At 71.4% G+C, this 13,976-nt stretch carries 15 protein-coding genes and 1 pseudogene; 9 read left to right on the top strand and 7 right to left on the bottom strand.

The features are described 5' to 3' along the window. Positions 1-75: 75 nt before the first annotated feature. Both KBX63_RS13000 and KBX63_RS13005 read left to right on the top strand, forming a co-directional pair. A complete protein-coding gene (locus KBX63_RS13000; protein WP_210911276.1) occupies positions 76-951 on the top strand; it encodes a biotin--[acetyl-CoA-carboxylase] ligase in 876 nt (291 codons plus the stop codon). A gap of 136 nt (positions 952-1,087) precedes the next feature. Further along, positions 1,088-1,660 (top strand): PH domain-containing protein, encoded by a 573-nt coding sequence (locus KBX63_RS13005; protein ID WP_210911277.1) that lies wholly within the window; start codon positions 1,088-1,090, stop codon positions 1,658-1,660. A gap of 42 nt (positions 1,661-1,702) precedes the next feature. On the opposite strand, the gene KBX63_RS13010 is transcribed toward KBX63_RS13005, so the two are convergent. From KBX63_RS13010 to KBX63_RS36710, 4 genes and pseudogenes are all read right to left on the bottom strand, one after another. Next, positions 1,703-2,263: a MaoC/PaaZ C-terminal domain-containing protein gene (locus KBX63_RS13010; RefSeq protein ID WP_210911278.1), complete on the bottom strand. Its 561-nt coding sequence runs from the start codon at positions 2,261-2,263 to the stop codon at positions 1,703-1,705. Next, positions 2,260-2,973: a GtrA family protein gene (locus tag KBX63_RS13015; protein WP_210911495.1), complete on the bottom strand. Its 714-nt coding sequence runs from the start codon at positions 2,971-2,973 to the stop codon at positions 2,260-2,262. The genes KBX63_RS13010 and KBX63_RS13015 overlap by 4 nt, the downstream gene beginning before the upstream one ends. 63 nt (positions 2,974-3,036) lie before the next feature. After that, positions 3,037-3,573 (bottom strand): GtrA family protein, encoded by a 537-nt coding sequence (locus tag KBX63_RS13020; RefSeq protein WP_247662291.1) that lies wholly within the window; start codon positions 3,571-3,573, stop codon positions 3,037-3,039. Positions 3,574-3,786: 213 nt separating this feature from the next. Continuing rightward, a pseudogene (locus KBX63_RS36710) lies at positions 3,787-3,876 on the bottom strand (GtrA family protein); the annotation flags it as partial. Between the two features lie 136 nt (positions 3,877-4,012). Here KBX63_RS36710 and KBX63_RS13025 point away from each other — a divergent pair. From KBX63_RS13025 to KBX63_RS13040, 4 genes are all read left to right on the top strand, one after another. Next, positions 4,013-5,857, top strand: a complete 1,845-nt coding sequence (locus KBX63_RS13025; RefSeq protein WP_210911280.1) for a phosphoenolpyruvate carboxykinase (GTP) — start codon at positions 4,013-4,015, stop codon at positions 5,855-5,857. A gap of 37 nt (positions 5,858-5,894) precedes the next feature. Then, entirely contained in the window at positions 5,895-6,752 is an 858-nt protein-coding gene (locus KBX63_RS13030) for a hypothetical protein (RefSeq protein WP_210911281.1), read from the top strand. Between the two features lie 405 nt (positions 6,753-7,157). Next, entirely contained in the window at positions 7,158-8,300 is a 1,143-nt protein-coding gene (locus KBX63_RS13035; protein WP_210911282.1) for an NAD(P)/FAD-dependent oxidoreductase, read from the top strand. Positions 8,301-8,331: 31 nt separating this feature from the next. Further along, positions 8,332-9,102, top strand: coding sequence for an isoprenyl transferase (locus KBX63_RS13040; protein WP_210911283.1), 771 nt, complete (start codon positions 8,332-8,334; stop codon positions 9,100-9,102). A 58-nt stretch (positions 9,103-9,160) separates the two neighbouring features. Here KBX63_RS13040 and otsB read toward each other — a convergent pair whose 3' ends face one another. The 3 genes from otsB to KBX63_RS13055 all read right to left on the bottom strand — a co-directional run bounded on the left by otsB (position 9,161) and on the right by KBX63_RS13055 (position 11,012). Further along, entirely contained in the window at positions 9,161-9,985 is an 825-nt protein-coding gene (gene otsB, locus KBX63_RS13045; protein ID WP_210911284.1) for a trehalose-phosphatase, read from the bottom strand. A gap of 67 nt (positions 9,986-10,052) precedes the next feature. Beyond that, on the bottom strand, positions 10,053-10,406 hold the full coding sequence (locus KBX63_RS13050; RefSeq protein ID WP_109817382.1) for a hypothetical protein: 354 nt from the start codon (positions 10,404-10,406) through the stop codon (positions 10,053-10,055). Positions 10,407-10,568: 162 nt separating this feature from the next. Then, the gene (locus KBX63_RS13055) at positions 10,569-11,012 is read right to left on the bottom strand and encodes an XRE family transcriptional regulator (RefSeq protein ID WP_089021730.1); all 444 of its coding nucleotides are present in this window, start codon (positions 11,010-11,012) and stop codon (positions 10,569-10,571) included. 264 nt (positions 11,013-11,276) lie between these two features. Here KBX63_RS13055 and KBX63_RS13060 point away from each other — a divergent pair, with 264 nt between their 5' ends. The 3 genes from KBX63_RS13060 to KBX63_RS13070 all read left to right on the top strand — a co-directional run bounded on the left by KBX63_RS13060 (position 11,277) and on the right by KBX63_RS13070 (position 13,826). Further along, positions 11,277-11,621 (top strand): hypothetical protein, encoded by a 345-nt coding sequence (locus KBX63_RS13060; protein WP_210911285.1) that lies wholly within the window; start codon positions 11,277-11,279, stop codon positions 11,619-11,621. Positions 11,622-11,652: 31 nt separating this feature from the next. After that, positions 11,653-11,988: a hypothetical protein gene (locus tag KBX63_RS13065; protein ID WP_074316807.1), complete on the top strand. Its 336-nt coding sequence runs from the start codon at positions 11,653-11,655 to the stop codon at positions 11,986-11,988. Between the two features lie 422 nt (positions 11,989-12,410). Beyond that, positions 12,411-13,826, top strand: a complete 1,416-nt coding sequence (locus KBX63_RS13070; protein WP_210911286.1) for a PhoH family protein — start codon at positions 12,411-12,413, stop codon at positions 13,824-13,826. Positions 13,827-13,976: the final 150 nt, after the last annotated feature.

The raw sequence follows: 13,976 nt of genomic DNA on the forward strand, positions 1-13,976 counted from the left end.
ATAACGATGGTTCAGGACGACGCCGCTGTGCAGTACGCCTCAGTGCCGGTACGGCCACCGCCGTAGGCTGGCGGGATGCCGGGCTCCCCGTACACCGATCTGGACCGCCCGCCGCTGTCGATGACCCGGCTGCGGCGCGCGTTGGTCGCGCCGCACGGCCCGTGGGCCCGGCTGGAGCTTCGCACCGAGACCGGCTCCACCAACGCCGACGTGGCCGAGGCGGCCCGGGCCGGCGAGCCGGAGGGTCTGGTCGTGGTCGCCGAGCGGCAGACCGCCGGGCGGGGCCGGCGTGGCCGGGTGTGGCAGTCGCCACCGCGGGCCGGGATCACCACCAGCGTGCTGCTGCGGCCCGGCGAGGCCGTGCCGGACCGCGGCTGGCCGGCGGCGCCGCCCACCGGGTACGGCTGGTTGCCGCTGCTGGCCGGCGTGGCGCTGGTCGAGGCGGTGGCCCGGCTGGCCGAGCTGGAGGCCACCCTGAAGTGGCCCAACGACCTGCTGATCGGCGACGCGAAGTGCGCGGGCGTGCTGGCCGAGGCGGTGCCGGGCCGCTCGCCCGACCAGCCGCCGGCGATCGTGCTCGGTATCGGGCTCAACGTGACGCTGCGCGCCGACGAGCTGCCGGTGAACCCGACCGGGCTGCCGGCGACCTCGCTCCAACTGGCCGGCGCGGCGGCCACCGACCGGGACCCGCTGCTGCGGGCGTTGCTGCGCGCGGTCGCCGACTGGTACGACCGCTGGCGTGCCGCCGGCGGGGACGCGGTGGCCAGCGGCCTGCGCGACGCCTACCTGGCGGCGTGTGCCACGGTCGGCCGTGAGGTGCGGGTCCTGCTTCCCGGCGGTGACGACCTGACCGGCACCGCCACCGGCGTGGACCCCGACGGTCAGCTCCTGGTCACCACCCCCACCGGCGACCGCGTCCTGGCCGCCGGCGACGTCCTCCACCTCCGGTGAGAGGAAGGGCACCTTCTTCACGCCTGCGGTAGAGGAAGGGTCCCCTGTTGACACAACCCACCCCGTGCGGCTGATCCGCCGGGGCGGTTGGACCGGTTACGGTCTGCGCGTCGGAAAAATGGCGATGGAGGTTCCCGTGGCGTTCCCCGAAGACGTGCTCACCGAGGACGAGCATGTCGTGCTGCACCTGCACCCGCACTGGAAGGCGTTGATCCGGCCGATCGCGGTGCTGGTGCTGGCCATCGCCGCGGTGGTGGCGGGCGTGCTCCTGCTGCCGGCGAGCGGCGGTGGTTCGATCGCGCTGGCCGTGATCGGGGTGCTCGCCCTGGTCGCCGTGCTCTGGCTCGGGCTGTGGCCGTTCCTGGTCTGGCGCACCACGCACTACCTGTTCACCAACGAACGGGTGCTGCTCCAGCAGGGTGTGTTCTCCCGGGACCGGCGGGACCTTCCGCTCACCCGGATCAACGACCACTCGATGAACCAGCGTTTCATCGAGCGGCTGCTCGGCTGCGGCACGCTCACCATCGAGTCGGCCGGCGAGCGTGGCCAGTCGGTGCTCGCCGACGTCCCGGGGGTCGGCCAGGTGCAGACCACCCTGTACGAGCTGGTCGAGGCGCAGCACGACAAGCACTCGCTGGGCGACGGGGAGATGCGCGACATCCTCGCCGACATGCGCGAGGGCAAGCCGCTGCGCGACACCACGAGCTGATCCCGACTTCCGCGACCGCCCCGGCCACCGTGCCGGGGCGGGTCACGCGGGCGGTTCGGTCCCGGACGGTTCCGTGGCGGGCGGTTCGGTCTCCGGCAGGGGTTCGACCGGGCGCAGGGCGAACCAGCCGCGGAAGCGGGTCCGCAGCACCTCCTGTTCGGGCCGGTCGTCGGGGCCGAGGCGGAGCATCGTGCCGGTGAGGCTGGCGGTGCCGAGGCCCGGGCGGGCGGTGGACGGCCGGGCACCCATCACGTCGACCCGGACGGCGAGCCGGTCCCCGGCGCGTACCGGGGCGAGCCAGCGCAGCTCCTCCAGGCCGGGGGAGGCGTCGGCCGCCGCGCGGGACAGCAGGTGGTCGACGTACGCCCGCATGAACAGGCTGACGGTGTAGAAACCGCTGGCGATGAGCCCGCCGTGCCGGCTCGCTCCGGCCAGCTCCGGGTCGACGTGGTACCACTGAGGGTCGAAGCGACGGGCGAAGGCGACCATCTCGTCACCGTCGACCGTGACCACGCCGAGGTCGACGGTGAGCCCCGGAACGAGGTCCTCGAAGAACAGCTCGGCGCGTGCCCCGGTGCCGGAACGGGCGGTGGGTGGTGTCACCGGCGGGGCGCGCGGCGGGTGCCGGCGTGCAGCTCCGCGGCGAGTTCCGCGTCCAGGTCGGCGGAGAAACCAGCGCTCAGGGGCATGGGCCGCCCCTGGGTGGGAGCGCCGATCGGGCCGGGTGTGGGCGCCGGGCGATCGGCGGACTGCGACTCTTCCAGCTCGGAGACGGATTCGGCAAGCTCGGCGACCGGGTCCATCTCGGCCATGTTGTCCCACTCGTCACGCGGGATGCTGTGCCAGGTGGGCTCGGCCTTCGCCTCGTCCTCGGCCGATACGACGGGCTGGAAGACGAAGGTCCGGTAGGACCAGAACCGGAACAGTGTGGCCAGCAGCACGCCACCGGTCTTCGCCACGTTCAGCGCCAGCAGGCCGTGCACGCCGAGGCCGTACTTGGCTGCGGCCAGCACGCCCAGCTCAATGAGCAGACCGGTCGCGTTGAAGAGGAAAAACAGGACGTACTCCCGCCGGAGCGCCGATTTCGGCCGATCCCGGTACGTCCAGTGACGGTTCATAAGATACGACGTGATCGTGGCGACGATGGTCGCGATCACGGTGGCCTTCAACTGACCATCGGCAAAGACGGTGAGTGCAAGGACATTGAACACCGCGTAATTGATGACGGTGTTGATGCCGCCGACGATGCCGAATTTGAGCGCCTCGCGGATGAACTTCTGCCAGCGCTCAGGCAGCAGACGGACAAGACGCATGCGAAACACCTTAGGGCAGTCGGTGAAGCCGGCGATCACCGGCTGGACGAGGTGGGCGGCAGGTCACGCCCCGTGGTCTCGGTCGTGCTTCACCTGCGGAACGGTCCGGGTTCCCGCTTCGATGAAGACGAACCGCCGGTAGGACCAGAATCGGAAGAGCGTGCCGAGGCCCGTGCCGACGATGAAGCTGGCGATGTTGTCGGCCAGCGGCGTCTGGAACACCTCCGGCCAGATGCTGCCGAGCCCGTACCGGCTGATCGCCAGGCAGGCCACCGCGATGCCGAGGCCGACCGCGTTGAAGAAGAAGAAGAGCGCGTACTCCCGGGCCGGGTTGTTGCGTTGGCGGTGCCGCCAGGTCCAGAACCGGTTGCCGACGAAGGCGAAGGTGGCCGCGATGATGGTGGAGATGGTCTTCGCCGTCACCTGTTCGACGCCACGCGCGGTCGTCAGGTAGTTGAACAGCGCGAAGTCGACGAGGAAGGCGATCCCGCCGACCGTGGCGAACTTGCTCATCTCGTGGACGAGGTGACCGAAACGGTCGAGCAGCGCCCGGACCAGACCCGGTCGGGTCTGCCGGGGACCCGGTTGCTCCCCGGTCATCGTGGCGGCCACGGGCCGAGCCTACCGGCTGGCGACCAGTCAGCGGGGTAGCAACGGCGAGCAGGCGTGGTCGCTCGTGCGGGGCTGGCGTCGGGTGCGCCGCTGTTGAACGCAGCGTAACCAATCGGAAGGACTGACGCGCCCCGGAACGGGAATCCACGCACCGGTCGGCGGGGCCGGTTCGCCGCCCGACCGCAACACACGTCGGCTGGGGTGCACAACAAGATTTGCGTGAAACTGCGCGGGAAAGCGGGTATCAGCTCCCAATGCCGCAGCGTAGCCGTACCTTGTGCAGTTCTTCACAACCAGTCCCACTGACTCGGAAGGCTGCCCGGTTTACGCTGAGCCCAATCCCAGGTTTCCACGAAGGCGACGCATCGCGCCGCTGAGTCTCGTGCATCCCATAGATCGGTCAGCGTCGACCACAAGGAGATGTGTCATGGTTGCTCCGGCTGTTGTGCGGGGTATCGATCAGGCCCCGACGTCCCATCCGAAACTGCTCGCCTGGGTCCGTGAGGTCGCGGAACTGACCACACCCGACCGGGTCGTCTGGGTGGACGGGTCCGACGAGGAGTGGCGCCGCCTCACGGATGAGCTGGTCGAGGCCGGCACCCTGATCCGCCTGAACCCGGAGAAGAAGCCCAACTCGTTCTACGCGCGCACCGACCCCACGGACGTCGCCCGGGTCGAGGAACGCACCTTCATCTGCTCCGTCGACGAGGCGGACGCCGGCCCCACCAACAACTGGATGGCGCCGGCCGAGATGAAGCGGACGATGACCGACCTGTACCGCGGCTCGATGCGCGGTCGCACCATGTACGTCATCCCGTTCGTCATGGGCCCGGTCGAGGCCGAGAGCCCGATGTTCGGCGTCGAGATCACCGACAGCCCGTACGTGGTCGCCTCGATGCGGATCATGACCCGGATGGGCGCCAAGGTCCTCGAGGCGATGGGTGACGACGCGGACTTCGTGCACGCGCTGCACTCGATCGGCGCCCCGCTCGCGCCGGGCCAGCAGGACGTCGCGTGGCCGTGCAACGAGACGAAGTACATCTCGCACTTCCCGGAGACACGCGAGATCTGGTCGTACGGCTCCGGGTACGGCGGCAACTCGCTGCTCGGCAAGAAGTGCTACTCGCTGCGGATCGCCAGCGTGATGGGGCGCGACGAGGGCTGGCTCGCCGAGCACATGCTGATCCTCAAGATGACCTCGCCGGAGGGCAGGGTCTACCACATCGCTGGCGCCTTCCCCTCCGCCTGCGGCAAGACCAACCTGGCCATGGTGGAGCCGACCATCCCGGGTTGGAAGGTCGAGACCATCGGCGACGACATCGCCTGGATGCGGTTCGGCGAGGACGGTCGCCTCTACGCGGTCAACCCGGAGTACGGCCTCTTCGGCGTCGCGCCGGGCACCGACTGGAAGACCAACGCCAACGCGATGCGGACGCTGGACCGGGGCAACTCCATCTTCACCAACGTGGGCCTCACCGACGATGGGGACATCTGGTGGGAGGGCATGGGCGAGCCTCCGGCGCACCTGATCGACTGGAAGGGCAACGACTGGACGCCGGAGAGCGACGCCCTCTCCTCCCACGCGAACAGCCGGTTCTGCACCCCGATCACCCAGTGCCCGATCCTGGCCGATGACTACTACGACCCCAACGGCGTGCCGATCGACGCGATCCTCTTCGGCGGCCGTCGCAAGGACACCATCCCGCTGGTGACCGAGGCGCGGGACTGGGTGCACGGCGTCTACATGGGGGCGACGCTCTCCTCGGAGACCACCGCCGCCGCGTCCGGCGCGGTCGGTGTGGTCCGCCGCGACCCGATGGCCATGCTGCCGTTCATCGGCTACCACGCCGGAGACTACTTCCGGCACTGGATCGAGATGGGCAAGGGCACCGACGGCGACGAGGCCAAGCTGCCCAAGATCTACTACGTCAACTGGTTCCGCAAGGACCCGGACGGCTCGTTCCTCTGGCCGGGCTTCGGCGAGAACTCCCGGGTGCTGAAGTGGGTCGTCGAGCGGATCGAGGGCCGGGCCGAGGCGGTGGAGACTCCGATCGGCATGGTTCCGGCCCCGGACTCGCTGGACGTCGAGGGCCTTGACATGACCCCGGAGGACGTCCGGATCGCGCTGAAGGTCGACCCGGACGAGTGGCGCAACGAGCTGCCTCTGGTCACCGAGTGGTTCGAGAAGTTCGGTGACAAGCTGCCCGGCGTGCTCTGGGCCGAGCTGGACGCGCTGCGAGCCCGCCTGGATGCCGCGCAGCCGCAACGGTAGGTGTGAACACCGCCCCTGCCGGGCATCATCGGATCCCATGAGGACGGCCGCCGAGACCGAGGTCCGGCGGCCGTCCGCCGTCCGGGTGCTCACCATCCTGCTCGCGACGACCGCGGCGGCCACCGTCGTGGTCGAGCTGCTCAACTGGTGGTACGCCCCGGAGCAGGGCTTCGGCCTGGCGGTGCGGACCGGCTGGGCGATGCTGCGCTCGTTCGGCTTCCTGCTGCTGATCGGGCACGTACGGCGGGGCCGCACGGTCGCGCGCCCGTTCGGGCTGATCCTCGCGGTCACCACGATCTTCGCCGTCGGCCGGCTGATCGTGCCTCGGCAGGGAGTGCCGCCACTGCCCGGGTTGCTCGGCTTCGCCGCGCTCACCGCACTCTGTGCCGCGGTGGTCTGGCTGCTCTACCATTCGCCGGCGCTGGCCGGGCACCTGGTTCGGCACCGGCCGCGGCTGATGATCGACCGGGGCGGCATCTCCTGGCGGGAGACCCCTCCGCGCCGCCCAGAGGCCAGTGGTGGGCTGCTGACAAGCCGGGTGGCGGCGTTCACCTACAGCCCGCTGATGTTGGTCCCGTCGCTGGTGGCCGGTGGATCCATCCTGGACGGTCGCCTGACCGCGGTGCCGGCCGTGCTGTTCTGGTTCGGCGCCGGGATCGCGGCCAGCTACGCGGTGCTGTTCTGCACCGCCTTCCTGATGCGCGGCAAGCACTGGGCGCGCGGCCTGCTGGTCGTCGTCACGGTGGCCGTACTCGCCGTGGACCTGCCGCTGTGCTGGTGGCTTCTGGGCGTGGACGGCCTGGTCCGCGACGGCGGCCCGCTGCTCGCCGCCGCCCTGACGCTGTACGGGCTACGGCGCGCGGCCAGCGCCGAAGGCGCCGCCACCCCGGCCTGACCCGCGCGGCCCGCGGCCCCGGTTACCGCGCCGACCGGTCGGGTCGTCCGGCGACGATCCGCCCGGTGCGGCCCGGCGGCCGGTCCGATGAGCGCCATACCTCAGGGTCATAAATATGACTCTGAGGTATGGCGCTCTTTCGCCCACGACAGGGTCGAGCAGCGGCCGGCAGCGTTGGTCTCCGACCACGCACCTGCTGGCGAAGGTGACTGCGGCACGCACCCGCACGGCATGAGGAATCCTCGGGCCGGAGCGTTTCGGCCGGATCGGGCGCCTCGGTGTCGGTCGACCCGGACGGGCAGGAGGCAGGATGGCGGGTGGCGTCGGTCACAGCGGCCGGCGGCGCAGGCGGATCGTCGGCGGGGCGGGACCGGCCGCGCCGCACCGGCTGGAGGGAGGCTTGCGGTGGGCGACGAGTTCGACGTGGTGGTGGTGGGAGCGGGGCCGGCCGGAGCGGCCGCCGCGCTGACGGCCCGCCGGGCGGGTGCCAGCGTGCTGCTGCTTGACCGGGCCGACTTTCCCCGGGACAAGGCGTGTGGTGACGGGATCGCCGCGCACTCGGTGGACGTGCTCGCCGAGCTGGGGGTGACCGAGGCGGTGGCGGGCTACGCCCCGCTGCCGGCGCTGCGCATGATCGCGCCGAGCGGTGGCGCGGTGGCCCGGGCGTTGCCCCGCCCGGCGTACACGGTGCCCCGGCAGGTCTTCGACGCACGGCTGGTGGCGGCCGCGGTGGCCGCCGGCGCGCAGCTGCACCGGCACACCGTCCGACGGGTGCAGCCGCTCGCCGACCGGGTGGTGCTCGACGGGGAGCTGTCCGGCCGGGTGGTGGTGGGCGCGGACGGCGCCGGGTCGGTGGTGCGCCGCGCGCTCGGCCACCCGGTGAACCCCGACCGGCACCTGGCGCTGGCCATCCGGGGGTACGCGCCGGCCCTGCCCGGCCCGTCCGAGCAGCTCATCGTCACCTCGCGGGCGCGCTGGCCGGCGTACGCCTGGTCGTTTCCGATCGGCGACGGGCGGGCGAACGTCGGGTACGGGGAGGTGCTGCGCGGTGAGTCGTTGAGCCGGGCGTACCTGCTGGACCGGCTGGCCGCGCTGCTGCCCGGCACCGACCTCGCGACGGTGACCGCGCTGCGTGCCCACCACCTGCCGCTGTCCACCCACCGGCCGGCACCGGGCCAGGGCCGCACCCTGCTCGTCGGGGACGCGCTGTCGCTGATCAATCCGTTCACCGGGGAGGGCATCTTCTACGCGCTGCTCTCCGGTGCGCTGGCCGGGGCGGCGGCGGCCCGCGCACCGGAGGCCGCCGCCCGCCGCTACGCCGACGGACTCCGTCGTCGCCTCGGCACCCATCTGCGGCACAGCTCGGTTGCGGCGTGGTTGGCGCGGCGTCGGCGGGTGGTCGACGCGGCGGTCCGGGCGGCCCGCCGGGACGACCGGGTGTTCGACGACGTGGTCGAGTTGGGGCTGGGCGACGGACGGCTCACCGCCCGTACCCTGGCCATGATCGGCATCGGACTCCCCGGCGGGGATGGGGCTCCGAGGCGGTGATCCGCCCGGCGGGTCGCTACGCTGCTAGGTGATGACGCTGCGGAACCTTATCTACTCCGTGTACGAGCGCCGACTCACGGCGAAGCTCGCGGGTAAGCCGGTGCCCCGGCACGTCGGGGTGATGTGCGACGGCAACCGCCGGTGGGCGAGGGAGATGGGCTTCGTCGACCCGAACGACGGGCACCGGGTCGGCGCCGCGAAGATCAAGCATGTCCTCGGCTGGTGCGACCAGGCCGGTGTCGGGCACGTCACTCTCTACCTGCTGGCCACCGACAACCTGCGCCGGCCGGCCAGTGAGCTGGACCCGCTGCTCAAGATCATCGAAGACCTGGTGGTGGAGCTGGCCGAGGAGGGCAACCCCTGGCGGCTGCGCATCGTCGGCGCGCTCGACCTGCTGCCCGCGCAGACCGCGGTGGCTCTCAAGGGCGCCGAGGAGCGCACCCGGGAGCGCAGCGGCGGCGCCGAGGTCAACATCGCGGTGGGCTACGGCGGCCGGCGCGAGATCGCCGACGCGGTGCGCTCGCTGCTGCTGGAGCACGCCGCCTCCGGCGGCACCATCGAGGAGCTGGCCGAGGTGCTGGACGTCGAGCACATCGCCGAGCACCTCTACACCCGCGGCCAGCCCGATCCCGATCTGGTCATCCGCACCAGCGGCGAGCAGCGGCTGTCCGGCTTCATGCTGTGGCAGTCCGCGCACTCGGAGTTCTACTTCTGTGAGCTCAACTGGCCGGATTTCCGGCACATCGACTTCCTGCGTGCGCTGCGCTCGTACGCCACCCGACAGCGTCGCTACGGCGCCTGACCGGGTCGCGCCCGAGCCGGCCGTGCCGCCGCGACGCGACTGAGACCGCCCGGCCCGGTCAGGGCAGGTGGGTCAGTGCCCGGGTGAGGAAGTCGCCCAGGGCAGACGGGGACTCGATGGTCAGATCGGCGGCGTTCGCCACCTCCTGGCCGGTCTCCGGGTTGGCCACCGCCACGCAGACGCCGAAGAAGTCCGGGTCGGCTGCGGCTCGGGCGCGCAGCGCGGCGAAGGCCTTGATGTCCGAGACGTCGTCGCCGAAGTACCAGGCGCCGGTGGCCTCCCGGATCACTTCGCCGATGACCATGCCCTTGTCCCGGTCGACCGGCGGCTTGAGCTCCAGCACCATCCGCCCGGCCTGTACCCGCAGCCCCAGCCGGTCGGCCTGTGCCTGCCCCCACTGCTGCGTGGTCGGGCCGAGCTGCGGCGCGGTGCGCCAGTGCAGCGCGACGGAGAGGCGCTTGTACTCGACCAGCGTGCCGGGCGGCAGCTCCGCACGGGCGCGGTCGGCCAGCTCCGCCATCGTCGGCACCCAGGGCAGCGCGGCCGGCTCGGTGACCGTCTCCCCACCGGAGTGGCTGTGCTCCAGCCCGTAGAGGCCGTAGAGGTCCACGCCGGCCAGCCCGCCGAGACGGTCCCGGAGGAACTCCACCGGTCGGGCGGAGACGATCGCGATCCGCCGCACCACCGGAGCCAGCGCCTCGATCGCGGCCAGCGCCTTCGGAGCGGGGCGTACCGCGGTCGGATCGTCGTCGACGGGCGCGAGCGTGCCGTCGAAGTCGAAGAAGAGGACGGTCCCGGCGGCCCGGCCGGCGGTGATCCGCCAGGCCCGGTCGGCGTTCAACGGGGTCCTCGGCTGCTGATTGCCCAGATTCAACGGCGGCACGCGCGTCAGCGTACCCCGGCGAAGGAGGCTCATTCCTGGCCGAGCGGGCCCACTCGGCGGCGCATGATCAGCGTTCGGCGGCTCCTCGTCCGCGACGGCCGAACGGCACCACCGCCGCCTCCTGGCCATGACTCAGCAGATAGCCCTCCACGAACCCGGTGTTGCGATCGCCGGTGTGGTTCTCGATCTCGTTGAGCCGTGCCACCAGGAACTCGGTGAGTGCGCTGATCCGGTCGTTCAGCCGCTCGTGCAGCTCCGCCACGACGGCCAGGACGACCGCGGTGCCGGCGCTGGTGAGCACGAGGAGGTTGACGAGCAGCGGAAGCTGCCCGCCGTTGACCACGAGGGTCACCACGTTGCCGGTCGCCCACAGTGTCATCGACACCGTGGCCACCACGACTGCCAACCACTTCAGGGTCATGGACAGACCCCTCCTTCTGTCCCGCAGGGCTGGGTTCGGCCTTGTCCCGTCCCCCCGCCGACGACGAGCCCAAGCAGTACGAATAGGGACGCTAGCGTGCCCGTTCCGGCCCCGGAGCCAAACGAATGAACCTGACCAGGCGTTCTTTCGCCATCTGAGGAACTAGCCGGCCTGATTCCCTCTTTTTCGGACATCGACCGGCAGCGTTGGGCGGTATGCGAGGTATCGGATGGTCTCGCGGATGTGGAACTTCTCCGCGTCCGACACGTTCGGGTCGACCAGCCGCCGTAGCAGTGCTTCCACGTCCGGGTCCATCGGCGGTGCCGGTTGGCCAGCACGCGGGCCGGCGGCCGTACGGTCCCAGCCGAGGGCGGCGAAGGCCGCGGCAGGGTTCAGCCCCAGGCCCTCGCAGAAGGCGACCACCCGTTCGGCCTCCGGGTCGCTGGCCCAGTCACCCCGGACCCACCGGTTGATGGTCTGCCGGGAGACGCCGGTGCGCCGGGACACCTCGGTGCCGCTCCAGGCCCGTGTCGCCCGGGCCTCGTCGAGCGCGCGCCGGACGAAGGTGGCGAAGGCGATCTTCCGCGCATTGGCCGTCTCGGTCACCCCGTGACGGTACGGCCAGTCGGCCGCTGGCGCGCCCCCGGGCACGCCGTCGTCACGCGGACGTGACGGGTTCCTCGGATTTCCGGTAAACGATCCAGTGCCACTGTTGAGGGGTGTCACCCGGGCAGAATAGATGCCCTTAGGGGCGGCGGTAAACGGACGAAAAGCTGATACTGTCACGCTCATGGGACAATCTACGGTGTGTCACGTGCATGAGACGATTGGTGCTCACATGCGTCACGCCCCCGGCGCGAGGGGGGTGTGGTGACCGAGCTCGCCACCCGGGCCCAGGCCTTCGGGCTGATTGCCGAGGGGGTGGCCGCGGGGCTGACCGCCCCGTGGCGCCTCTACCTCGCCCGAGGCTGCCGCTACCTGTCGCTGAGCGTCGGCGATCGCACCGAGTGGAACGCCTGGCGTACCCATCTCGGCTGCCCCGAGCTGAGCGTGCGGGTCTACGACGCTGGCGGAGAGATCCGCCGTTCCTCCGTGGCCGAGGTATTGCTGGACGGCTGCCGGATCAGCGTCGAGCTGGTCGAGGAGGTCAGCACCGACGACCTGGACCGGCTGCTCGTCGCGGATCCCACCGCGGTCGAGCCGGAGGAGCGATGATCCGGCGTGCGGGCCGGGCTGGGGCCGCCCGATGAGCCCGTTCCTCGCGGTCTTCCTCGTCCTGGTGCTCGGCGCCACCAGTTATGCGGCCGGCCGTCTGCACGGCCAGCTCAGCTACCGCATCGGCTACCGCTTCGGCTACCGGCAGGGCTACTTCGACGGTGACCGGGGTGCCTGGAACCGGCGTCGGCGCGACGCCCAGGCGGCCATCGCCTCCGCCCTGTCGGTCTCACCTGCGGGCGTCGTGCGGTCCGCGGGCACGGTCGCCCGCCCCGGCACCACCTACACCGGCTCGTCGTTCACCGCGCCGGCCGCTCCGATCACCGGGCGGCACCCGACCGGCACACTCGTCCGACGGACCGGCTGAGGCCGGTCGGCGGGCCGCCGGGCGCGGATCCGCCGACCGGCGCCACGAGCGCGGTGCGTCGTCCGCGGCGGACACGCACCGTCGGGGCCACGTCAGACCGGTGACGGTGGCCCCACCGGCCGGGATGCGCGCAGGGGGCATGCATCCCGGCCGGCTCCGCCGCGCCCCGCCAGCGCCGGCCCGGACGCGGTCGCGTCGGGCTGTGCGGTGTTCACACGGCGGTCTCCGAAGATCCACGATCGCCCTCTAGCCGGGAGGGTCCGCCGCCGCTAGCGTCTAGGCATGGCACGGGGTTCTCCCGGGCCAGCCGGTCCGCCCGGATCTGCGACCTCGCGCACGGGGTTCCGCATCCGACCCCGTGTCCCCGGGCGCCGGAGGAGGCGGAACACGGGTGGCGGGTGCCCATCCGTCGGAGCAGGCCTGTGACGACTCGCCGTTCGACCGCCGGTGCCGATCAGACCCCGGCCGCGACTGCCACGACCCGCCGCGCCACCAGGGGTCGCCGTACGGCGGCCGCCGCGCCGGCAGACCTCAAGGAGCCGCGACCAGCCGGCCAGGCCTTCGTCCTGGACACCTCCGTGCTGCTGTCCGACCCGGCGGCCTTCCACCGGTTCGCCGAGCACGAAGTGGTCCTGCCCCTCGTGGTCATCACCGAGCTGGAGGGCAAGCGGCACCATCCGGAGTTGGGCTGGTTCGCCCGGCAGTCGCTGCGGATGCTCGACGAACTGCGCATCACGCACGGGCGACTCGACCACCCGGTGCCCGCCAACGACCACGGCGGCACGTTGCGGGTGGAGCTCAACCACACCGACGACGGAGTGCTGCCGCCCGGGTTCCGCACCGAGAGCAACGACGCCCGGATCCTCTCCGTGGCGCTCAACCTCGCCGCCGAGGGGCGGGAGGTCACCCTGGTCAGCAAGGACATGCCGCTGCGGGTCAAGGCCGCCTCGGTGGGCCTGCGGGCCGACGAGTACCGGCACGGCCAGGCCAGCGACCCGACCTGGACCGGCATGTCCGAGCTGGAGCTGGGCGAGGACCAGATCGGCCGCCTGTACGCCGGCGAAGCGCTCGACGTGGACGAAGCGGCCGGTCTGCCCTGCCACACGGGCCTGGTGCTGCACTCGGGGCGCGGCTCCGCGCTCGGCCGGGTGCTGCCGGACAAGTCGGTCCGGTTGGTCCGGGGCGATCGGGAGGCGTTCGGGCTGCACGGCCGCTCGGCCGAGCAGCGGATCGCCCTCGACCTGCTGCTGGACGAGTCGATCGGGATCGTCTCGCTGGGTGGTCGGGCCGGCACCGGCAAGTCGGCGTTGGCGCTCTGCGCGGGGCTGGAGGCGGTGATGGAGCGCCGCCGGCACAAGAAGGTGATCGTGTTCCGCCCGTTGTACGCGGTCGGCGGCCAGGAGCTGGGCTACCTGCCCGGGTCGGAGTCGGAGAAGATGTCGCCCTGGGCCCAGGCGGTCTTCGACACGCTCGGGGCGGTGGTGCACGAGAACGTGCTGGAAGAGGTGACCTCGCGAGGCATCCTCGAGGTGCTGCCGTTGACCCACATCCGTGGACGCAGCCTGCACGACGCCTTCGTGATCGTTGACGAGGCCCAGTCGCTGGAGCGCGGCGTGCTGTTGACGGTGCTGTCCCGGATCGGGCAGGGCTCCCGGGTGGTGCTCACCCACGACGTGGCCCAGCGGGACAATCTGCGGGTCGGGCGGCACGACGGCGTGACCGCGGTGATCGAGGCGCTCAAGGGCCATCCGCTCTTCGCCCACGTCACGCTCAGCCGTTCGGAGCGGTCGCCGATTGCCGCCATGGTGACGGATCTGCTGGAGGACATCCCGCTTTGATGGTGCTTATGTAGGGGTTCGTCCACATTTTCGGTGTGGCGCAGATCACAAACGGCGCGGTTGGTTTCCCATCGGTCTCACTGTGCGCGATGGTGTCCAACGAGCGCCCACGCACCAGGGGAATCGTTGGTGATCGTTCGTCCCGAGATG

Origin of the sequence: Micromonospora sp. U21 (assembly GCF_018070045.1) — a bacterium.
In the GTDB taxonomy this organism is placed as follows: domain Bacteria; phylum Actinomycetota; class Actinomycetes; order Mycobacteriales; family Micromonosporaceae; genus Micromonospora.

Excerpts from the sequence above, each read along its gene's own strand:
- KBX63_RS13000 (WP_210911276.1), top strand. The coding sequence starts at position 76 with ATGCCGGGCTCCCCGTACACCGATCTGGACCGCCCGCCGCTGTCGATG.
- KBX63_RS13015 (WP_210911495.1), bottom strand. The coding sequence starts at position 2,973 with ATGCGTCTTGTCCGTCTGCTGCCTGAGCGCTGGCAGAAGTTCATCCGC.
- KBX63_RS13020 (WP_247662291.1), bottom strand. The coding sequence starts at position 3,573 with ATGACCGGGGAGCAACCGGGTCCCCGGCAGACCCGACCGGGTCTGGTC.
- KBX63_RS13025 (WP_210911280.1), top strand. The coding sequence starts at position 4,013 with ATGGTTGCTCCGGCTGTTGTGCGGGGTATCGATCAGGCCCCGACGTCC.
- KBX63_RS13030 (WP_210911281.1), top strand. The coding sequence starts at position 5,895 with ATGAGGACGGCCGCCGAGACCGAGGTCCGGCGGCCGTCCGCCGTCCGG.
- KBX63_RS13040 (WP_210911283.1), top strand. The coding sequence starts at position 8,332 with ATGACGCTGCGGAACCTTATCTACTCCGTGTACGAGCGCCGACTCACG.
- KBX63_RS13050 (WP_109817382.1), bottom strand. The coding sequence starts at position 10,406 with ATGACCCTGAAGTGGTTGGCAGTCGTGGTGGCCACGGTGTCGATGACA.
- KBX63_RS13065 (WP_074316807.1), top strand. The coding sequence starts at position 11,653 with ATGAGCCCGTTCCTCGCGGTCTTCCTCGTCCTGGTGCTCGGCGCCACC.